General features: G+C 49.4%; 20 protein-coding genes and 5 tRNA genes. 20 read left to right on the top strand and 5 right to left on the bottom strand.

Going from position 1 to position 20,663, the window contains the following annotated elements; genetic code table 11:
• Window positions 1-22: 22 nt before the first annotated feature.
• The 3 genes from CWE07_RS09195 to CWE07_RS09185 all read right to left on the bottom strand — a co-directional run bounded on the left by CWE07_RS09195 (window position 23) and on the right by CWE07_RS09185 (window position 1,951).
• Complete coding sequence (locus tag CWE07_RS09195) at window positions 23-463, bottom strand: M14 family metallopeptidase (protein WP_126818998.1); 441 nt, start codon at window positions 461-463, stop codon at window positions 23-25.
• A 12-nt stretch (window positions 464-475) separates the two neighbouring features.
• A complete protein-coding gene (gene ppiC, locus CWE07_RS09190; protein ID WP_111569467.1) occupies window positions 476-754 on the bottom strand; it encodes a peptidylprolyl isomerase PpiC in 279 nt (92 codons plus the stop codon).
• A 102-nt stretch (window positions 755-856) separates the two neighbouring features.
• Entirely contained in the window at window positions 857-1,951 is a 1,095-nt protein-coding gene (locus CWE07_RS09185; protein WP_198679908.1) for an endonuclease/exonuclease/phosphatase family protein, read from the bottom strand.
• Window positions 1,952-2,043: 92 nt separating this feature from the next.
• Here CWE07_RS09185 and CWE07_RS09180 point away from each other — a divergent pair, with 92 nt between their 5' ends.
• The 5 genes from CWE07_RS09180 (at window position 2,044) to ychF (ending at window position 6,187) form a co-directional block, all read left to right on the top strand.
• On the top strand, window positions 2,044-2,589 hold the full coding sequence (locus CWE07_RS09180) for a DUF2058 domain-containing protein (protein ID WP_157983256.1): 546 nt from the start codon (window positions 2,044-2,046) through the stop codon (window positions 2,587-2,589).
• Window positions 2,590-2,801: 212 nt separating this feature from the next.
• Window positions 2,802-3,725 (top strand): energy transducer TonB, encoded by a 924-nt coding sequence (locus CWE07_RS09175; RefSeq protein ID WP_157983255.1) that lies wholly within the window; start codon window positions 2,802-2,804, stop codon window positions 3,723-3,725.
• A 121-nt stretch (window positions 3,726-3,846) separates the two neighbouring features.
• A complete protein-coding gene (locus CWE07_RS09170; protein WP_111569470.1) occupies window positions 3,847-4,470 on the top strand; it encodes a 50S ribosomal protein L25/general stress protein Ctc in 624 nt (207 codons plus the stop codon).
• 23 nt (window positions 4,471-4,493) lie between these two features.
• Window positions 4,494-5,084: an aminoacyl-tRNA hydrolase gene (pth, locus tag CWE07_RS09165; RefSeq protein ID WP_111569471.1), complete on the top strand. Its 591-nt coding sequence runs from the start codon at window positions 4,494-4,496 to the stop codon at window positions 5,082-5,084.
• An 11-nt stretch (window positions 5,085-5,095) separates the two neighbouring features.
• Entirely contained in the window at window positions 5,096-6,187 is a 1,092-nt protein-coding gene (ychF, locus tag CWE07_RS09160) for a redox-regulated ATPase YchF (protein WP_111569472.1), read from the top strand.
• Window positions 6,188-6,195: 8 nt separating this feature from the next.
• Here the strand turns inward: ychF and CWE07_RS09155 are convergent, their stop codons facing one another.
• Window positions 6,196-7,026: an EAL domain-containing protein gene (locus CWE07_RS09155; protein ID WP_157983254.1), complete on the bottom strand. Its 831-nt coding sequence runs from the start codon at window positions 7,024-7,026 to the stop codon at window positions 6,196-6,198.
• A 157-nt stretch (window positions 7,027-7,183) separates the two neighbouring features.
• Here CWE07_RS09155 and CWE07_RS09150 point away from each other — a divergent pair, with 157 nt between their 5' ends.
• The 6 genes from CWE07_RS09150 (at window position 7,184) to CWE07_RS09125 (ending at window position 9,191) form a co-directional block, all read left to right on the top strand.
• Window positions 7,184-8,563 carry a class II fumarate hydratase gene (locus CWE07_RS09150; RefSeq protein WP_111569474.1) on the top strand — a complete coding sequence of 460 codons (1,380 nt, stop codon included), beginning with the start codon at window positions 7,184-7,186 and terminating at the stop codon, window positions 8,561-8,563.
• Between the two features lie 155 nt (window positions 8,564-8,718).
• Window positions 8,719-8,795, top strand: a tRNA-Met gene (locus CWE07_RS09145).
• Between the two features lie 9 nt (window positions 8,796-8,804).
• Window positions 8,805-8,889: transfer RNA gene (locus CWE07_RS09140), tRNA-Leu, on the top strand.
• A gap of 17 nt (window positions 8,890-8,906) precedes the next feature.
• Window positions 8,907-8,981, top strand: a tRNA-Gln gene (locus CWE07_RS09135).
• Window positions 8,982-9,017: 36 nt separating this feature from the next.
• Window positions 9,018-9,092: transfer RNA gene (locus CWE07_RS09130), tRNA-Gln, on the top strand.
• Window positions 9,093-9,104: 12 nt separating this feature from the next.
• Window positions 9,105-9,191, top strand: a tRNA-Leu gene (locus CWE07_RS09125).
• Between the two features lie 68 nt (window positions 9,192-9,259).
• Here the strand turns inward: CWE07_RS09125 and CWE07_RS09120 are convergent.
• Window positions 9,260-10,483 (bottom strand): FAD-dependent oxidoreductase, encoded by a 1,224-nt coding sequence (locus CWE07_RS09120; RefSeq protein WP_111569475.1) that lies wholly within the window; start codon window positions 10,481-10,483, stop codon window positions 9,260-9,262.
• A gap of 198 nt (window positions 10,484-10,681) precedes the next feature.
• On the opposite strand from CWE07_RS09120, the gene CWE07_RS09115 reads away from it, so the two are divergent.
• The 9 genes from CWE07_RS09115 to CWE07_RS09075 all read left to right on the top strand — a co-directional run bounded on the left by CWE07_RS09115 (window position 10,682) and on the right by CWE07_RS09075 (window position 20,663).
• Window positions 10,682-11,584, top strand: coding sequence for a DMT family transporter (locus CWE07_RS09115; protein ID WP_111569476.1), 903 nt, complete (start codon window positions 10,682-10,684; stop codon window positions 11,582-11,584).
• A gap of 76 nt (window positions 11,585-11,660) precedes the next feature.
• Complete coding sequence (miaB, locus tag CWE07_RS09110) at window positions 11,661-13,091, top strand: tRNA (N6-isopentenyl adenosine(37)-C2)-methylthiotransferase MiaB (RefSeq protein ID WP_111569477.1); 1,431 nt, start codon at window positions 11,661-11,663, stop codon at window positions 13,089-13,091.
• Between the two features lie 54 nt (window positions 13,092-13,145).
• On the top strand, window positions 13,146-14,195 hold the full coding sequence (locus CWE07_RS09105; RefSeq protein WP_111569478.1) for a PhoH family protein: 1,050 nt from the start codon (window positions 13,146-13,148) through the stop codon (window positions 14,193-14,195).
• A complete protein-coding gene (ybeY, locus tag CWE07_RS09100) occupies window positions 14,195-14,704 on the top strand; it encodes an rRNA maturation RNase YbeY (RefSeq protein ID WP_111569479.1) in 510 nt (169 codons plus the stop codon). The genes CWE07_RS09105 and ybeY overlap by 1 nt, the downstream gene beginning before the upstream one ends.
• A 4-nt stretch (window positions 14,705-14,708) precedes the next feature.
• Window positions 14,709-15,587, top strand: a complete 879-nt coding sequence (locus CWE07_RS09095; protein ID WP_111569480.1) for an HlyC/CorC family transporter — start codon at window positions 14,709-14,711, stop codon at window positions 15,585-15,587.
• A 2-nt stretch (window positions 15,588-15,589) separates the two neighbouring features.
• Window positions 15,590-17,152, top strand: a complete 1,563-nt coding sequence (gene lnt, locus CWE07_RS09090) for an apolipoprotein N-acyltransferase (protein ID WP_241974113.1) — start codon at window positions 15,590-15,592, stop codon at window positions 17,150-17,152.
• A gap of 136 nt (window positions 17,153-17,288) precedes the next feature.
• Window positions 17,289-17,492, top strand: a complete 204-nt coding sequence (locus CWE07_RS09085; RefSeq protein ID WP_111569481.1) for a hypothetical protein — start codon at window positions 17,289-17,291, stop codon at window positions 17,490-17,492.
• A gap of 84 nt (window positions 17,493-17,576) precedes the next feature.
• The gene (gene leuS / locus CWE07_RS09080; protein WP_420836543.1) at window positions 17,577-20,165 is read left to right on the top strand and encodes a leucine--tRNA ligase; all 2,589 of its coding nucleotides are present in this window, start codon (window positions 17,577-17,579) and stop codon (window positions 20,163-20,165) included.
• Window positions 20,166-20,663 (top strand): LPS-assembly lipoprotein LptE, encoded by a 498-nt coding sequence (locus CWE07_RS09075; RefSeq protein ID WP_111569482.1) that lies wholly within the window; start codon window positions 20,166-20,168, stop codon window positions 20,661-20,663. It begins immediately after the preceding gene.

Genomic DNA, 20,663 nt, shown 5'->3' with positions numbered 1-20,663 from the left:
GGTTATGTACGGGTCGCCGTACTTAATAAATTAACACGCCTTGGGATGCCTGTGAGCGAAATGGTGCGCTAACCCCAGGTGGGAAAGGGGCAATTTTACCCTCGGTACGGATTTGATCAACAAGGCCACGTGCGAATGCCAATGCGCCATGCACCCCACTGGTCTCATAGCCATGCACGCCACCAGTGACGAGTACGTACGGATTGTCTGGGTTTTCATCGGTCTGACGCAGTACAAATACCGGATAACGCGCAGCGTCCGCCGCTGCTGCGTTTAAGTGGGTATAATCTAGTTCACCGTAGCTTTCGACATCGAAATGCGAAGCTAACGCGTCTATCTGACTAATGACATCTACTTGGTAACTGCGTTGTGCACGCTGGCGATCGAGCCATTGTTGCTTTTCACGCTCGCCCCATGGTTGACCGAGCGTACCGACTGGATACTGCGGATTCTGTGAATTCATCTACTTAACCTACTAACTACGGTATAAAGTTTTGATCAAATGATAACCGAACTGGGTTTTAACTGGGCCATGAACTTCCAGCACAGGTTTGTTAAATACCACCTGGTCAAATGCCTTGACCATGTCACCGCGACGAAACTCGCCAAGGTCGCCCCCTTGTTTACCCGACGGGCACAATGAATGGCGCTTCGCCAGCTCAGCAAAATTGGCGCCTTTCGCTAACTCTGCTTTCAATTCCAAGGCTTTCTTCTCACTATCTACCAAAATATGTACGGCGGCGGCTTTAGCCATATACTGCACTCCTACTCACTGTGTTTCGATAAACTATATCAACTTGGTTAACTTTCTTAACTGAAGCAAGCTGACGCGCTGTTGCCACAATGCTAACACAATCTACGGCGAGTCGGATGACTCTAACGTGTCCTCTGCCCAAGCATGGTCCTCCGCCTTAGCCATCAGCCCCTCTTGGGTGTGCTGCTGCGATGGAAGAAATGCCAGTTCCAATAGCATTGGAAAGTGATCCGAGCCAAATTTGGGTAAGCGCTGCATATGCACCAGCTGAAAATGGTCACTATAAAACATGTGGTCGAGAGGCCAGCGTAAGGGCCAGTACTTGGCGTGGAAAGTGTTAAACATGCCACGCCCGACACGAGGGTCAAGCAGCCCACTTAGTTTCTTAAATAAGCGCGTTGAGTCAGACCAGGCAACATCATTCAGGTCGCCGACAACCATCACCGGTAACTTATGTTGTTGCTGTTGCTGCTGCGCGTACTTCGCAACTTGAATGAGTTCTGCATCACGAGGCTTCGAACTGGCATTCTCAGTTGGGCTCGGTGGCGCCGGGTGAAGGACATGCAAACGCATATCTGAGCTGTCATTGAGACGCAGGATAAAGTGCATGGAAGGCACGTCATCCTCGACTAAGAAGGCTATTTTCGCCTGCTTCCAAGGTAGCTTGCTATACACATGCATGCCGTACAAATTATCTTGTGGCTGATACAGTCGATGCGGGTAATCCGCCTCTAGTGAGCTCAGTTGTTGCTGCCACCAGATATCGCTCTCCATTGTGACCAAGATATCGGGTTGTTGCGCCCTAACCTGTGCCAACAAGCCTGCCGCATTGCGGTTCGGCGTTAAAACATTCGCCACCATAATACGAATTTGCAGTCCTTTCGCACTCGACGCAGCACGCTTCGCTTGGACTGGGTATACACCTGTATAGGGTAAAATACGCCAGCCTTGGATAAGTGCAACTGCACCGCTCGCGACCACCACAAACCAACTCACCCAAGTATCAAAAGCAAACAGCCCGAGCTGTAAGCTGGCCGCAATAATCGCCAGAGTAGCAATTTGCAGGCGAGGAAACTCCCAGCAACGCACCCACCAGGCGCGATGGCGAGAATATGGCAGTAAGGTAATCGCACACAATATAACGGCACATACAAAAAGCAGTATGCCTACGCTTGGCAGAATAATAGATGACAACACAACAGGCCCTTTTACAGCGCTTAAATTCGCTCAGCACATTTTAGTTTTTAGATGATAAACTATAGCCCAAGTTAAGCTACGGAATGAATATCATGGGTAAATCTCTTGCCGATCAATTACTCGGTGCTGGTTTAGTCGACGAGAAAAAAGTCAAAAAAGCACGCCAAGAAAAGCGCAAAGTGAATAAGCAGTTACGCAGCGGCGTGGCTGTCGAAGTTGATAATAGCGCCGAGCGTATCGCGGCAGACAAAGCCGCTCAGGTGGAGCGCGATAAAGCTCTAAACCGTGAACGCCAACAGCGCGAACAACAGAAAGCCATGCGCGCTCAAGCCTTGCAGATGCTCGAACAACATCAATTATCCTGCGAAGGTGACGTCACCTTCAATTTTGTTGACCCGCACACGAATAAGGTTAAGCAAATATTGGTTGACGCTCGCACACAGAAGCACTTGTCACAAGCGAACTTAGCGATTTGCTTGCTGCGCGAGCGTTACATTGTAGTGCCCCGCAATATTGCAGAAAAAGCCGCGGAACGCTTCGCTGATGTACTGATTTACATCGCCCCTGATCACGACCAACAAGTCGATGAAGATGACCCTTACAAAGACTACCAAATTCCCGATGATTTGATGTGGTAGCGTTGCGTTAAAATTGAGCAATTAGTTCTTTAACTAGAGATTTATCTTGCATATATTAATAGGTGTTCGAAACGATATTTTAACTTTTTATAGGGATATATATGTTAATACGTACTTTAACACTCATAGTTTTACTCGTTGCAAATGTAGGCTTGATAACTCAAGCCTACAGCGTCCAATCGGAATTGCCGCGGGCGAATCTTGTAGAAGCAATGCAACAGTATAATGCAGGAGAGTACCATGCTAGCTACCGCTCGTTTGAAGAGCTCTCGCAGCTAGGAAATAGTCAAGTGAGCGCTCATTTAGGTATCATGATACTTGGCGCTGAAGGCACCGATTACGACCCCGTTAAGGCTTGGGCATATTTTGAATTGGCAGGTGAGCAGGGATATTCGGATGGACACGCTTTTGCCCAAGAGGTTTACGACCAACTCACAACGGAACAACAAACCAGTACAGCCCAAGCGTTAGACGAGTTAAAGGCAAATCTTATTGTTAACCATGAGTATGACTTGCCAGATGAAGCTCGAGCAGCTGACTTAGTTCCACTAGAGCGTCCCGCAGTCAATTATCCTCGACGCTCTGCAGAGCGCCGCCGCCTTGGTTTTGCTAACACCCGATTTTTGATCGACACAGATGGCTCAGTGAGTACCATAGACACCCATTTTTATTCGCACCGTGACTTTAAGATTGCAACTGAGCGCGCGATTCAAAGTTGGCGTTACGAGCCAGTTGCTGTGCCAGCCGCCACGACCGTGAGTATTAACTTCACCATTGCAGGAAGAGCTCAGCAAGATTTGGTTCCATATTTTGAGTTTATTCACGAGTCCGTGTGGGAGAGTGCTATGGCCGGCAACCCTTCCTCGCAAGCAACCTTAGGTTTTGTGTTACGTGCTATTTCAAACCATAGCGATGAGCGTGAGATTGACGAAGAGCGTGTTTCCTCCGACCCGCAATGGCGTGACTATCTTTTAGGGAAAAAGGATGAACCGACGATGGCTTGGGAGGCAGTGCGACTACTGCAGCAAGAAGACGGCCACGAACAAGGCCACGCATTAATCGCGCAGCTCGAAGATTCTGAATCGAATGTAGTGCAAAATATTTTGCGAACCATCAAGCCTTATTACCAGCAATAGGCGGTTATCTCGATTGTGTTTACCATGCGTAGGTGCTATGATGCGCCGCCCTTAAATTATGGGGTTACGAGCCGACTTCTGGTCGCGGTTGTCGGCAGCAATACACTATTGGAGAATACAAATGTCTCAACCAACTTACACTTTTAATGCACAAGTCCGTAACGACATGGGTAAAGGTGCGAGCCGCCGCCTACGTCGCGAAGGTAAAGTACCTGCTGTTTTATACGGCGCTGGTAAAGATGCTGTTGCATTAACGTTAGAGCACGACAAAATCAACAACGCAGCTGACCACGAAGGTTTCTATTCGCACATTTTGACCTTGACTGTCGATGGTAAGAAAATCGAAGCAATCGTGAAAGACATGCAACGTCACCCGTTCAAGCCTAAGATTATTCACCTTGATTTCCAACGTGTGGATGCTAAGCAGGAATTGAACACTAGCGTACCTTTGCACTTCTTGAACGAAGAAGACGCACAGAAAGCTGGCGGTGTCGTAGTTCACCACTTGAATGAAGTTGAAATCGCAGTATTACCTAAGAACTTGCCTGAGTTCATCGAAGTTGATGTGGCTGGTTTAGGTGTTGGCGACAACATTCACTTAAGCGATCTTAAATTACCAGAAGGTGTATCTTTGGTTGAATTAACCAAAGGTGAAGATCACGACCAAGTGGTTGTAACTGTTTCTGCTAAGAAAACTGAAGCTGAAGACGGCGAAGCAGCTGCAGAAGAAGCAGACAAAGAGTAATAGCAAGGTATCAGGACTGTATTTTGACAGCAAACCTGAAACTTATCGTGGGCCTGGCCAATCCAGGCCCCGAATATCAGCATACACGGCATAACGCCGGCGCTTGGTTAGTCTCCGCACTAGCTAGTCGTTTTCATACCAGTTTGACACCTGACAGTAAATTCTTTGGCCTTAGTGCTCGCCTCCCCGATCCTTTTTCTGACACGCGATTATTGGTGCCTACCACCTATATGAACCGCAGTGGTCAAGCCGTGGGTGCGATGGCGAATTTTTTCAAGTTAGAGCCAGCCGATATATTAGTTGTGCATGACGAACTGGACCTACCCCCAGGGGTAGCAAAATACAAAACCGGTGGCGGCCATGGTGGCCACAACGGCTTAAAAGACATCATTGCGGCATTGGGTAATGACAACAGTTTTCACCGTTTGAGAATTGGCATTGGTCACCCAGGCCACAAAGACAAAGTCACAGGTTATGTGCTTGGCAAGGCGCCACAGGCTGAACAGCAGCTTATGGATAGCATTATTGACGATGCTGCGCGCAGTATTGAAATTGTAATGCGCGAAGGTTATACGCCGGCGAAGCAATATTTACATTCCATCAAAGCAGAGTAACAGGAACCATTATGGGTTTTAAATGCGGTATCGTTGGCCTCCCGAACGTAGGCAAGTCCACCCTTTTCAATGCATTGACTAAAGCAGGCATTGATGCGGCAAACTTCCCATTTTGCACAATTGAACCTAACACTGGTGTAGTGGCGGTTCCTGACGCACGTCTTGACGCACTCTCAGCTATCGTTAAGCCACAAAAGATTATTCCTACCACCATGGAATTCGTCGACATCGCAGGTTTGGTGAAAGGCGCATCAAAAGGCGAAGGTTTGGGTAACCAATTCCTCGCTAATATTCGTGAAACCGATGCCATTGGCCACGTAGTGCGCTGTTTCGATGATGAGAATATTATTCACGTCAATGGCCGCGTGAATCCCGCTGAGGACATCGATACTATCAACACTGAGCTCGCTTTGGCTGACATGGATTCTGTTGAAAAAGCTATCCACCGTTTAGGCAAAAAAGCCAAAGGTGGCGACAAACAAGCGAAAGCCGAAAGCGATGTGTTGCAAAAGCTATTGCCAACCCTTGAAGAAGGTTCGATGGCGCGTAGTGTTGAGCTCAGCACAGACGAGCGTAAGTTAATTCGTTCATACAATTTATTGACGCTTAAGCCGACCATGTACATTTGTAACGTGGCTGAAGATGGATTTGAGAATAACCCATTCCTTGAGCAAGTGCGTGCCATTGCAAGTCAGGAAAACGCCATTGTAGTGCCAGTATGTGCCGCCATTGAAGCTGAAATTTCAGAGCTGGACGACGCTGATAAAGCCGAATTCTTGGACGAGATGGGCCTTGAAGAGCCAGGCCTCAACCGAGTTATTCGTGCAGGCTACGAACTATTGAACTTGCATACCTATTTCACGGCAGGCCAAAAAGAAGTGCGTGCATGGACGATTCCTGTAAATAGCACGGCACCTCAAGCTGCGGGTAAAATTCACACTGACTTTGAGAAAGGCTTTATTCGCGCTGAAATCGTGGGCTACGACGACTACATTAACAATCGTGGTGAACAAGGTGCAAAAGACGCAGGTAAATGGCGTTTGGAAGGTAAGGAATATATCGTTAAAGATGGTGATGTGATTCACTTCCGGTTTAACGTGTAAGCGCAAGCTCAACCTTTCCCTTTGTACGCGCAACGCACCTTCGGGTGCGTTTTTATTTGCTGCTGATACCATGGTTTAAACTCTTCAACGGTCAACGGACTTGCAATAAAATAGCCTTGTACGTAGTCACAGCCATTGGCATTTAACAACGCTTGCACCTGAGCATTTTCAACGCCCTCAGCGACAACATCGACACCCAATTGATGGGCTATCTCAATCAGCCCGATAAGCACTCGCTGATGTTGCCAAGAGCCTTCACACGCCTTCACAATGCAACGATCAATTTTGACTCGGTTCACCGGCAGCGCCGCAAGCTGTAATAAGCCAGCATGGCCGCTGCCAAAATCATCTAACGCAACATGAAAACCTTGGCGTTGTATACGTTTTACCTGGCGCAGAGCAAATACAGGATTTTGCACCCCTGCGGTTTCGGTGAGCTCAATAATGACCTGCGCAGGCGGTACGCCGGAATGCTCTGCGGCGGCGCGCAAAGCCGCCAATAAGTAATTGCTTTCCAGATCAAGCATCGACACATTCATAGAAAGCTCTACGCACATGCCCTGTCTAAGCCAGCGCTGCAAGTAATTAAAACTTGTTTTAATCACCCACAGGGTCAACCGACGCATCAAAGCATGTTGCTCTGCAATGGCAATGAACTCTTCAGGACTTACCCAGCCAAGCTGAGGGTGGCACCATCGCAACAAGGCTTCGACCCCCACACCACAGAGCGCACGACAACCAACCACGGGTTGAAAGCGTAATTCCAACTGTTCATCTAATCTGGGGTCCAGAAGGCCGTTGAGTAATTGCTCATAGCGTGCATCCATGGCTGATTCCAATTGCAACTCCTTGTCGCGGCAATACCCGTTTAACTTGATGAGATTTAAATAGAGCCTAAGCTTAAGTAGTATTAACCAAGATGAACAGGCGATGAGCATACAATGCGCTGATCGCTGACAACTTTTTGTTCCCCTATAAGTAGCTAAAGGAAATCAAATGTCAGAATATCGCACTGAGCACGACAGCATGGGTGAAGTAAAAGTACCTGCTGATGCTATGTACGGCGCGCAAACGCAACGCGCTGTCGACAACTTCACCCTAAGTGATTTGCAGATGCCGTTTGCTTTCATTCGTGCGGTCGCGCTGATTAAGTACTGCGCCGCCGAGGCTAACCAAGAATTAGCATTGCTGAGCGGCGACAAAGCCGACGCTATCAAACAAGCTGCCCTTGAAGTATTTGAAGGCCAGTGGCAAAAGCAATTTCCAGTGGACGTATTTCAGACAGGCTCTGGTACCAGCACCAATATGAATGTGAATGAAGTCTTGGCGCACTTAGCTAAACGCGCCACAGGCGTTGAGGTGCATCCGAATGATGATGTCAACTTAGGCCAAAGTAGTAACGACGTGATTCCAACCGCAATACAAGTCAGTGCCGCACGACGAATTACCCGCAAATTGCTACCTGCCCTCAAATATCTGCAAAATACCTTGGCCGAGAAAAGCGCACAGCTTGAGGATGTGGTAAAGACTGGGCGCACGCATTTAATGGATGCGATGCCACTCACCATGGCGCAAGAACTCGACACTTGGCAATTTCAAATTGCACAAGCGGCTGAGCGTTTAGAGGCGTTATTGCCGCAGTTGCATGCCCTCCCCCAAGGCGGAACCGCGATAGGCACAGGCGTGAACTGTCACAGCGACTTTAGTGCCCACTTTTGCCGTAGTTTGAGCGAATTTACCGAAATGCCTTTCACCCCAAGCACGAATAAATTTGCCGGTATTGCGGGCCAGGATTTAGCGGTGGCCGTGATGGGAGGCATCAGCGCATTGAGTGCGGTGATGATGAAGATCAGCAATGATTTACGCTGGATGAACAGTGGCCCGCTATCGGGTATTGCAGAAATCGAACTCAAAGCATTGCAGCCTGGTAGCAGCATCATGCCGGGTAAGGTCAACCCAGTGATTCCTGAGGCGGTTTGCATGGCGTGTGCCCAGGTGATGGGGAATCAAACTACAGTCACAGTTGCGGCCCAATCAGGTAATTTCCAGCTCAACGTGATGTTACCCGTGATAGCCTATAACTTGCTGCAAAGCATTGAGTTAATGACCCGCAGCGCGTATGCGCTGGCCGACAAAGCAATTCGTGACTTTCATGTTAACCGCGAGCACGTCAGCGCCGCTTTGGACAAAAATCCCATTTTGGTGACCGCATTGAACCCTGTCATCGGCTACGAACAAGCGGCAAAAATAGCCAAACGTGCGTATCAGGAAAAACGCCCAGTGCGTGAAGTCGCCGCCGAAATGACAGATTTAAGTGACGCTGAATTAGCGAAATTACTTGACCCAGCCAAACTTACTCAAGGCGGTTTAGATTAATCCAGCTAGTTTTTGCTGGTCTTTTGGTCAGTTCAGCGCTTTTTTGAGCAGTTACGCCGGAAAAGCGCTTTTTTTTAGAAAAAGGTGTTGACCGTAAGGCACCTAATTCGCATAATACGCGCCGTTGCTTAGAGAGCAGCACAACATTTTGGCATGGCTACGTAGCTCAGTTGGTTAGAGCACATCACTCATAATGATGGGGTCGCAGGTTCGAATCCCGCCGTAGCCACCAAGTCAAAATGCGGACGTGGTGGAATTGGTAGACACGCTGGATTTAGGTTCCAGTGCCGCAAGGTGTGAGAGTTCGAGTCTCTCCGTCCGCACCATTACTTTGCAATTCTGTTGGGGTATAGCCAAGCGGTAAGGCAGCGGGTTTTGATCCCGCGATTCCGAGGTTCGAATCCTCGTACCCCAGCCACTTGCAACTTGTTCTCTAGACTTCACGAAATGCTGTTGGGGTATAGCCAAGCGGTAAGGCAGCGGGTTTTGATCCCGCGATTCCGAGGTTCGAATCCTCGTACCCCAGCCATTTTCTCGAGTTGCGGTGGTGGCGGAATTGGTAGACGCGCTAGCTTCAGGTGCTAGTGTCCGAAAGGACGTGGGGGTTCAAGTCCCCCCCTCCGCACCAACTTGAGCCAGCAGAAAAAAAGTCGCTAAAAGCGACTTTTTTTGTATCTGCTATTTAAGCTCCGAACATCACTGAGTAGAGTTACCTGTCACTTTCCATACCCCGGACGCATAAGCCGTCATGAGCTGTTGCGCTGGTGTAAATCGGCGTAAACCTGACAACAATAGCTCGCGAACTGTGGCTATTGGTCCCTTATCAACACCGAAGCCCGCACCAATGCTATCCATTGCCTGTGCCATCAATTCGTTATCAGCACGCCGCTTTGCACTATATGTGGCCAGCGCCAAGCTCACCGCACGACTGCCCGGGCCATCTTTCAGGCGCAACCCCTGGCTGGCTTGCAACAGTTGACGCACATCGCGAAAGCCTAAGTTAACCCCTTGACCGGCCATCGGGTGAATGGTGTGAGCCGCATCACCCAATAAAATGGTCCGTCCCTTTACATATTGCAGCGCACTTTGGCGAGTTAAATCAAATGCGCCAGCCTGCTGCACCTCAAAGTCACCGGTGATGTCAGCAAACTGGGCCGTTAAGTAACGCCGTAAGCTTTCATCGTTGGCTTGCCACTGTTGTACCTGGGGGCGCGAGCCATAGGCAATTAGGCACGCATAGGAATCAGCCAAGGGTAATAATGCGTGAATTTCACCGTGCTCAGCAAAAGACTCCCAGGTGCGTGCTGCAACGGGGGCACTGCATGTCACCACGCTTAATAGACAACGCTGTCCATATTCGCGGCCCGCGACGCCAATGCCACTGGCTTGACGTACTTGCGACTGAGCACCATCACAGCCCAACACCCAATCAAAATGCAGAGCTTGCCCATTTGCCAGTTGCGCATAACCCTGATGCTCTGGCCGTGTCTGTAGCGCCTGCAACGTCGTCGTGTACAACTGAATATTTGGTTGACGCTGCAAACCTAAGTACAACCCATGTTGAAGCACTGAATTTTCTATCATATACCCCAATTGGCTACCCGCTTGTCCGAGGGTTAACCAATCCGAGCCTTGCTTACGCACACTGAGTTGTTCAAATGCTTGTACACGTAACGCCTGAATGTCTTCCCACACCCCCAACTGCCGCAACAATTCAATGTTGTCTTCGGTCACCGCTGAAATGCGCAAATCATACCCTGCTGACACGTCAACCTGCTGTTGAAAGTTTGGCTCCACCACCGCCACACGATAGCCTTGCTGAGCCAAACCAAGCGCTGCTGCAGCGCCTACCATGCCTGCGCCGACCACAAGTATATCGGTGTGCTGCCCATTAGCGGTTTGCATTGGTGGTGTGTGCATTGGTTTATGTCCTTGGTCTGCGTTTGCGTGATGAGCCGTTGCTGGTAACGGTCGTTATTATGCCTCAAGCCGCCACTCCGGTGAAAGAAACTCTCTGAATTAGCTTGCGCTGTGATAACATATTGCAAGTAAATGACGTCCAGCTTTCATTTTACTTGTACTAAGAAAATCATCCATTAACACGGTGCCAAATGCTGTATGCCCCTACCTCCTGTCGTACTTGCGTCGATTTTAATCCTTACTGCTGAGCTATGTTTTGCCGGTGTTAGCGCGCTTGTTAAGCACCTCACCACCACCCTTCCGTATGAGCAGTTAGTATTCTTTCGCAACCTGTTTGCGCTGATCATTTTGTTGCCGTGGCTGTATCGCAAACGCGCGACCGCGTTTCGCACCACTCAAATGCCACTGCATTTGTTACGCGCGCTGGTTGGTGTCGTGGCGATGCTACTATTCTTTATGGTTATTGCGGCCATCCCCCTGGCCCAGGCGACTTTAGTACTGCTCATGGCGCCTTTTATTATTCCTGTGATTTCGCATTTTTGGTTACGCGAACATATATCAGCCCAACTTATCGCAGTCATCGGCTTAGGCTTTATTGGTGTGTTGGTGTTTTTAAATCCGTGGTCTAACAGCCTGCACCCGATGGTCATTGTGGCATTATTTGCTGCGGTCTGCGCTGCTTGGGCGAAAACCATTATCCGCAAGCTATCCAGTACCGAGTCGCCGAGCAAAATTGTGTTCTATTTTTCCTTCTTTGCCACGCTACTCTCGGCTATTCCGTTGTTAATACGATGGCAACCTATTGACCCTGCAATGTGGGGGCTGGTCGCATTGATGGGTTTGTTAGCGGTGATTGGCCAACTCACGATGACGCGAGCATTCAGTATCGCCAGTCCGTCCAGAGTTGGTGTGTTTACCTACACCTCGGTTATCTTTGCTGCCCTGATGGGGTATTTCATTTGGCAGGAGCCGGTCACTTGGTACATGGTGACTGGCGGCGTGATTATTTTCATCGCTGGCTACTACGCGCTGCGCACCCCGCGACGGCAAGTAATCGCCACAGAAACAGACGCTAGCGCGGACATCCGTGCTAAAGGCTAGTCACAGGGGCGCTATGGATGATAAAATAAGCGCCCTTTTTTGTTGTATCTAAATTATTAGCGGGTAAGCGAGCATCATGAGTAAGAAAGTCTTTATCAAAACCTGGGGCTGCCAGATGAACGAGTATGATTCAGACAAGATGGTTGATCTGATGCAGGCCACTCAGGGCTACGAGCCGACGGACAATGCTGAAGATGCCGACCTGATCTTGCTCAACACTTGCTCTATCCGCGAAAAAGCGCAGGAAAAAGTATTCCACCAGCTTGGTCGTTGGAAATTACTGAAGAACGACAAGCCAGACCTGATCATTGGCGTTGGTGGTTGTGTCGCATCTCAGGAAGGTGAACATATTCGCGAGCGCGCACCCTTCGTCGACCTCGTATTTGGTCCGCAAACCTTGCACCGCTTACCAGAAATGATTAATCAAATTCGCGGCGGCGCGCAATCGGTGGTCGATATTTCGTTCCCTGAAATTGAAAAATTTGACCGCCTGCCTGACCCGAAAGCAGATGGCGCTACAGCCTTCGTTTCCATTATGGAAGGTTGCAGTAAATATTGTACGTTCTGCGTAGTGCCATACACCCGTGGTGAAGAAGTTAGCCGGCCGGTGGATGATGTGATTTATGAAATTGCACAACTTGCAGAGCAAGGTGTCCGCGAGGTTAACTTACTAGGTCAGAACGTGAACGCGTTTCGCGGCCCTAACCATGACGGCAGTATCTGCACCTTTGCAGAACTTTTGCATTTGATTGCGTCGATTGACGGCATTGACCGCATTCGTTACACCACATCACACCCGGTTGAATTCACCGACGATATTATTGCTGCATATGAAACCATTCCAGAGCTCGTCGACCACCTGCATTTACCCGTGCAAAGTGGCTCTGACCGTGTCCTTGCGCTGATGAAGCGTGGTCACACCGCACTGGAATATAAGTCGCAAATTCGCAAGCTACGCAAAGTACGCCCAAACATTGCAATGTCGTCAGATTTCATTATTGGCTTCCCTGGTGAGACCGATGCTGACTTTGAAAAGACCATGGACTTAATTCAGGCGATTGATTTTGATCTCAGCTTCAGCTTTATTTACAGTGCGCGCCCTGGTACGCCTGCGGCTGATTTACCAGACGATGTCAGCGAGGAAACTAAGAAGCAACGTCTACAGTTATTGCAGCAACGGATTAACCAACAAGCGCAGCAACATGCAAGACGAATGCTGGACACTGAGCAACGTATTTTAGTCATTGGTCCATCGCGCAAAAACCCAATGGAGCTCTCTGGTCGTACAGAGAATAATCGCGTGGTGAATTTCGAAGGCAACCCCAAGATGATTGGTAAGTTTGTCGACGTCAAAATCACTGAAGCTTTGCCAAACTCGTTGCGTGGCACAGTTATTCGCGAAGAAGCTGATATGGGTTTACGGGTTGCTACGTCACCACAAAGTATTTTGGCCAGCAACGCGAAAGCCGAAGCGGATGCCACGGGTGTGCTGCACTTTCAACCTTAAGGCATTCAGCCATCATTTACGCACGACTCATTTTAACGACAGTTCGAGGGCAGATTGAATAAACAAATCGACAGTTTTGACCTTTACTTAGAGCCTGCTGACAACCAGCGTTTAGCGAACCTATGCGGGCCTATGGATGACAACATCAAGCAAATTGAACGCCGTATGGGCGTTGAAATTAGCTATCGCGATAACCATTTTCGGATTATCGGTCAGCCACAAGGCATGTTAGCCAGCAGCCAAATTCTGCGCGATTTATATATTGAGACCGCCCCCGTGCGTGGTGAGGCACAAAGTATCGAGCCAAACATGGTGCATTTGGCCATTCAACATAGCAATGCGCTGGAACAAGACCACGGGGTTGAAGACGACAAGCACACTGTGATTAAAACCAAGCGAGGCCTGGTAAAACCGCGTAATGCGAATCAACAAGCCTACGTTCGTGCTATTTTAGCCCACGACATCAACTTCGGTATCGGCCCCGCGGGTACGGGTAAAACCTATTTGGCCGTAGCCGCTGCGGTCGATGCATTGGAACGCCAAGAAATTCGTCGTATCTTGTTAACTCGCCCTGCGGTAGAGGCCGGTGAAAAGCTTGGATTTTTACCCGGCGATTTGGCCCAAAAGGTCGACCCGTACTTACGCCCCCTGTACGATGCACTGTTCGAGATGCTTGGTTTTGAGAAAGTTGAAAAGCTGATTGAGCGTAGCGTGATAGAAGTGGCGCCACTTGCCTACATGCGTGGCCGTACTTTGAATGATGCATTTATCATTTTGGATGAAAGCCAAAACACCACCCCAGAGCAAATGAAAATGTTTTTGACCCGGATTGGTTTTAACTCAAAAGCTGTCATTACGGGTGATATTACTCAAATTGACTTGCCAAGAGGCCAGAAGTCGGGCTTACGTCATGCGATTGAAGTACTCAGCGAGGTTGAAGAAATTAGTTTTAATTTCTTTAATGCCTTTGACGTTGTGCGTCATCCAGTGGTACAACGCGTAGTACAAGCATACGAAAAACACGAACGTGACGCGGAAGAGGCCAAAGCGGCAGCAGCAAAGGCCGCGCGTGACGCCAAAATTAACGGTAAAGAGAATCACTAATGCAACCTCCCCCCGCCAGTGACCGGCAGTTGCCGGTCGTCACACTGGACTTACAATTGGCTCATAGCGACGACGCATCGGCCACCCTAGTGCCCGATGCAGAACAATGCACTGCATGGGTCAGCGCTGCTTTACAGCATACTGATATCAGCGCCGCAGAGCTTACTATCCGCACTGTTGATGAAGCTGAAAGCCGCGAGCTCAACCACACATACCGTGGCAAAGATAGCGCCACCAACGTGTTGTCGTTCCCTTTTGATGCAGACTTTCCATTGCCTGTGCGTTTACTCGGTGACTTAGTCATTTGTGTACCAGTGATGGCTCGTGAAGCCGCGGAGCAAGACAAACCGTTACTTGCCCACTGGGCGCACTTAATTGTGCACGGCACCTTGCATTTGCTAGGGTATGACCACATTGAAGACGCTGAGGCTGAACAAATGGAAGCCTTGGAAATCGAAATTCTTAGTCAATTTGACATTGCAGACCCCTATCGAAAGGAGCTTTCTTAGTCTCATGAGTGATGACAATTCCCAGTCTGGCAGCGGTTCTTCACGCAAATCTTGGGCAGCCCGCCTGCTACAAAGCTTTAGTGGAGAGCCGAACACCCGCCAAGAATTGGTTGATTTAATTCAAGACGCCGAGTTGCGTGATTTGATTGACTCAGACACCAAGGAAATGATTGAGGGCGTTCTGGATGTGGCCGAGCTCAAAGTTCGTGACATCATGATCCCGCGGTCGCAAATGACGACGATTGATAAGCAGCAAAGCGTCGAGCAAATTCTTAAAATTGTGATCGAAAGTGGACACTCACGATACCCGATTGTGAACGAGAACAAAGACCAAGTGGAAGGCGTGTTACTCGCCAAAGACTTGCTTCCTTTCGGCTTTAATATGGTCGATGCGCCCTTCTCTTTAGAGGCGGTGATGCGTCCAGCGGTGATTGTGCCTGAAAGTAAACGAGTCGATGCATTGCTCAAGGAATTCCGCTCAAAGCGCTATCACATGGCAATTGTGGTGGATGAGTACGGCGGCGTCTCAGGCCTGGTCACGATTGAGGATATTTTAGAAGAGATTGTCGGCGATATCGAAGATGAGACTGACGACAATGATAGTGAAAAATCTAATATACGCCGCATCAACGCATCGCGTTTTTCAATCAAAGCGCTCACCACGATTGAAGAATTCAACGACTTCTTTAGTACCGAATTCCCAGATTCTGAATACGACACGGTTGGCGGATTGGTTGCTTCCGCTTTCGGCCACCTTCCGACAATTGGGGAAGTGGTTAGTATTGGAGATCTGGCCTTTAAGGTCACTGCAGCTGATCGCCGGCGCATTCAGCAATTGCAAGTCAGTTTAGATGGCTTCGCCAAGCCAAAAGATATCAACTAATCGTGCTGGGCTGGTTACAACATATTGGCTCATTGGCCTTAGGTAACGCTAAACGGCGCGCCGTATTTGCGCTTCTGCTCGGGCTGGTGATGACGTTTAGCTACGCACCTTTCGGGCAAGGCTGGATAGCACCTATTGTCATGGCATTGTGGTTAATAGGTTTGCTTGCCTGTCAAACCCAGCGTCAAGCCCTGGCTATAGGGTTTGCATTTGGCTTCGGTTGGTTTGGCGCCGGAATAAGCTGGGTCTTTGTTAGTATCGACCAATTCGGCGGCTTACCACTGGTCTTCTCAATACTTATCATGGTGGTATTGTGGGCGTACTTAGCGTTATTCCCGATGCTAGCCGCGTGGTTATGGTTTCGTTGCAGACGCTACCTGTCAGGCCTTAGCCTATTTGCATTCCCGTTTATTTGGCTGCTCACTGAGTTCCTGCGCGGTTGGTTACTGACTGGCTTTCCTTGGCTTAGTTTGGGCTATACCCAAACCAGCCAAATCTTAGGTCAATTGGCACCCCACATAGGTGAAATAGGTTTAATTGTAGCCGTGCTGTTGAGTGCTATTGGTTTTGCCTACACCTTGCTACGCAAGCAATTTGCATGGCTGTTAATGCCCCTTGGTGTCTACGTTATCGCCATGTATGCGCCACACCTCAATCCGATGCAGGCGACCGGAGAAAACACCCAGGTCGCACTGGTGCAAGGCAATGTAGAGCTTGATTTAAAATGGGACCCTGCCGTGCAATGGCAGCAGTTAGCTACGTATCGGGCAATGACCGAACCCTATTTAGCCGACCACGACATTATTGTCTGGCCCGAATCTGCCGTCACGGTATTGGAAGACCGCGCTGAATTCTCCCTGCAACAACTCGATGTGCTAGCCGCAGCGCAACAGGCGAGTATTATTACCGGCATTATTGACCTTAAATACGACCGCCACCACCCTACCGGTGAGTACTTTAATTCAATCGTGGTGCTTGGCGAGCAAGCTGGTCCTGAAGGCTATTACTATGGCCATCAAAACCGTTACGAGAAACACCAGTTACTGCCAATTGGTGAGTTTGTGCCTTTTGAGTCGATTCTGCGCCCGCTGGCACCCTTGTTTAATTTGCCAATGTCATCATTTTCTCGTGGTGCTTATGAACAACCGAACCTTAATGCCAATGGCTTTCAAATAGCCGCGAATATTTGCTATGAGGTGGCGTTCCCAAGACAAATTCGTGCCAATGTACAGGACGACACGCAGTTATTGCTAACAGTGAGCAACGATAGCTGGTTTGGTGATTCGCACGGCCCGCATCAACATTTGGAAATTGCACGCATGCGCGCGATGGAAATGGGGCGCCCCATGTTGCGTGCCACCAATAGTGGTGTCACCGCGATTATTGATGAACGCGGCCGCACCATTAACCAAATTCCCGCATTTGTCCCTGCCGTAGCAAGTGGCCGCGTCGCCATAGTTGAGGGTGTTACCTGGTATCGCCAACTCGGCGATTGGCCCGCTTGGTTACTGGCGTTTGTCAGCCTGATAATAGCGGGTAAACGACGTCAGCAGCATAAGCCGTAACCACTAACTTATGATCTTGGTCAGCTAAAGCGCAAAAACCCATGACTGGGCGTGGTCAAATGGATGTAAAGGCTTTAAAATCCCCATCCATATACAAAGCAACTTCCGGATATCGGGTTAATTAAGGAATTCTGACATGGCTAATCTTCTCGACGCATTATTCTTTGCAGTTTTAGTAGCTGGGTTTGGTGTAGGTATTGCGTACCTAGTGATGGCGTTTTTTCCTGCGTCAGTCGCTGAAAGTCGCGGCCGCCGTGCGGAAGGTACTTACGAAAACCTGTACTTAGGCGTCGCAGGCATCATAATAGGATTGCTTATGTGGGCTGCTCTGGTATTTTAACCTTGGTCAGAACAATTTTCTGGGGCATCTGACGGTAACGTCAGGTGCCTTCTTCATTTTTATTCAACGCTGGTAACGGGTGTAATGGCTGAGAAAATCCAACAAGAATATGCACATCAAGACATTGAGAGTCTGGTTCAATCGCGCTGGGTAAGCGACAACACGTTTGCGGTCGACGAAGACCCAAGCAAAGAGAAATTTTATTGCTTGTCAATGTTTCCCTACCCGAGTGGCAAGCTGCATATGGGCCATGTACGTAATTATACGCTGGGCGATGTGGTGGCACGTTATCAGCGCTTGCAAGGTAAAAACGTGTTGCAGCCTATTGGTTGGGACGCGTTTGGTTTGCCTGCAGAAAACGCCGCTATTCAGCATAAAACCGCGCCAGCCGCTTGGACTTACGACAATATTAAGTACATGCGCGAGCAGCTAAACCGCCTTGGGTTTGGGTATGATTGGAAACGCGAAATCGCCACCTGTCACCCTGAATACTATCGCTGGGAACAATGGTTCTTCACCAAGCTATATGAAAAAGGCCTGGTATATAAGAAAAATGCCACCGTTAACTGGGACCCAATTGACCAAACCGTACTTGCAAATGAGCAGGTCATCGATGGCCGCGGCTGGCGTTCTGGTGCGTTGGTTGAACAAAAAGAAATCCCACAATGGTTCATTAAAATCACCGCCTACGCGGAAGAATTATTGAACGATCTGGATCAACTGGACGGTTGGCCAGATCAAGTAAAAGCCATGCAGCGCAACTGGATTGGTCGTTCTGAAGGCGTACAAATTACCTATCAGGTTGAGCAAATCAACGACCAATTAACGGTCTACACCACACGCCCAGACACTATCTTTGGTGCCACGTACATGGCTGTCGCGGCGCAACATCCGCTCGCGCAACAGGCTGCGGCTAGCCGCCCTGATGTGGCGGAATTTGTTGAAAGCTGTAAACAACAAAAAGTAGCGGAAGCAGAGTTAGCCACCATGCAAAAGCGTGGTATCGACACAGGTTTCACCGCCAAACATCCGTTTACTGGCCAGTCAATTCCTATTTATATCGCCAACTTTGTGCTGATGGATTATGGCACTGGCGCTGTAATGGCAGTACCGGCTCATGATCAACGAGACTGGGAATTCGCCACCGCCTATGGCCTACCTATTGTGCAAGTGATTGCTGCGGCTGAAGGTGAAGCATGTGACCTGAGCCAAGGCGCTTACACAGGTAACGGCCAATTAATCAATTCCGGTAGTTACGATGGTCTTAGCACCGATGACGCGTTTGCGGCGATCGCGGAAAAAATTGAAGCCGATGGCATTGGCGAACGTCAAGTTAATTACCGCCTGCGTGATTGGGGTGTATCTCGCCAACGTTACTGGGGTACCCCGATCCCGATGCTGAACCTTGCCAATGGTGAATCGGTGCCGGTACCTGCTGATGAACTGCCTGTACGTTTGCCTGAAGACGTCACCATGAATGGGGTTACATCGCCGATTAAAGCAGACCCTACATGGCGCCAAACCAGCTACCAAGGTCAGCCTGCGGAGCATGAAACCGATACCTTTGACACCTTTATGGAGTCATCTTGGTACTATGCGCGTTACTGCTCTCCCCGCGCCGATGGCATGCTGGACCCAGATAAAGCCAATTACTGGTTGCCGGTCGACCAATATATCGGCGGTATTGAACATGCTATTTTGCATTTATTGTACGCACGCTTTTTCCACAAATTGCTGCGTGACACGGGCTTAGTGCAATCCGATGAGCCATTTAAACGCCTATTATGTCAAGGCATGGTACTTGCGGATAGCTTCTATCGTGAAGACGAAAAAGGCGCCAAAACTTGGTTCTCGCCGCAGCAAGTGACCCTTGAGCGTGACGACAAAGGTCGTATTGTAATGGCACGTGCAGAGGACGGCCAGCCAGTCCAACACGATGGTATGAGCAAAATGTCAAAGTCGAAGAATAACGGCATTGACCCGCAAACCATGGTCGATAAATACGGTGCTGACACCGTGCGTTTGTTCATGATGTTCGCCGCACCACCCGAAATGACCCTCGAATGGTCAGACTCTGGCGTTGAAGGTGCGCATCGCTTTATTCGCCGGGTGTGGAAGCAGGTGTATGAGTTCCAGCAAGCGCCGACCGTCACCAGCGAGCGCGGCGAGCTCAACCGTGAACAAAAAGCGCTACGTCGTGATATTCACCGCACCATCGCCAAAGTCAGTGATGATATGGGACGCCGCCAAAACTTCAACACCGCGATTGCGGCTGTGATGGAGTTAATGAATGCGTTACAAAAAGCGCCTTTAGACGACGCCAACGACCACGCGCTGATGCAGGAAGCACTAGACGCTATCGTGGTGATGCTGTCACCGATCACCCCACACGTATGTGACCGTTTATGGGCGGCGCTTGGTCATGACAGCGACATTAACTTTGAAGCTTGGCCGCAAGTGGACGAAAGCGCCTTAGTTGAAGACGAGAAGCTGGTTGTCGTGCAAGTCAACGGCAAGGTGCGCACTAAAATTACCGTCCCTGCGGATGCCGACCAAGCGCAAGTCGAACAGACTGCTTTAGCGGAAGAAAATGTCCAACGTTTCACTGAAGGTAAAACCGTGCGTAAAATTATTTACGTACCGGGTAAAATCTTCAATATTGTGGTGAGCTAAATGAGCGCTTTTCAGCGTGGCCTGAAGGTCTTCAGCGTAGTTATTACGCTGCTGGCCTTGGCGGCTTGTGGCTTCCAATTGCGCGGTTCTTATCAGATACCTGCGCAATTGGCGCAGGTATCGCTGGAGGCCCCTGCGCGCAGTGAAATCGCCAGCCGCTTACGCGATGAATTCGACCGCTATGACATTCAAGTCGTCGCGCGTGGTCAAGATATTACCCATATCGAATTACTTGAAGACAGCCTTGATAGACGCGTGCTCTCATTGCTTATTTCAGGTCAAGTTGCGGAATATGAATTGATTTATACCGTCCCAGTGCGCGTGCATACGGCGAACGGTGACATTCAGCTGCAAGATATTCAGGTATTGCGCGATTACCAGGAAGACCCAAATTTTGCGTTGGCAAAAACCCGTGAACTGGAGTTACTGGTCAACGAAATGCGTAGCGACGCAGTGCATCGCATTATGTTGCTACTGACCCAGTTAACTTGGGAATAG

Source organism: Aliidiomarina maris (assembly GCF_003987335.1).
In the GTDB taxonomy this organism is placed as follows: domain Bacteria; phylum Pseudomonadota; class Gammaproteobacteria; order Enterobacterales; family Alteromonadaceae; genus Aliidiomarina; species Aliidiomarina maris.
The sequence above is the reverse complement of the archived record's forward strand: the minus strand, read 5'-3'. Positions and strand labels throughout refer to the sequence as shown.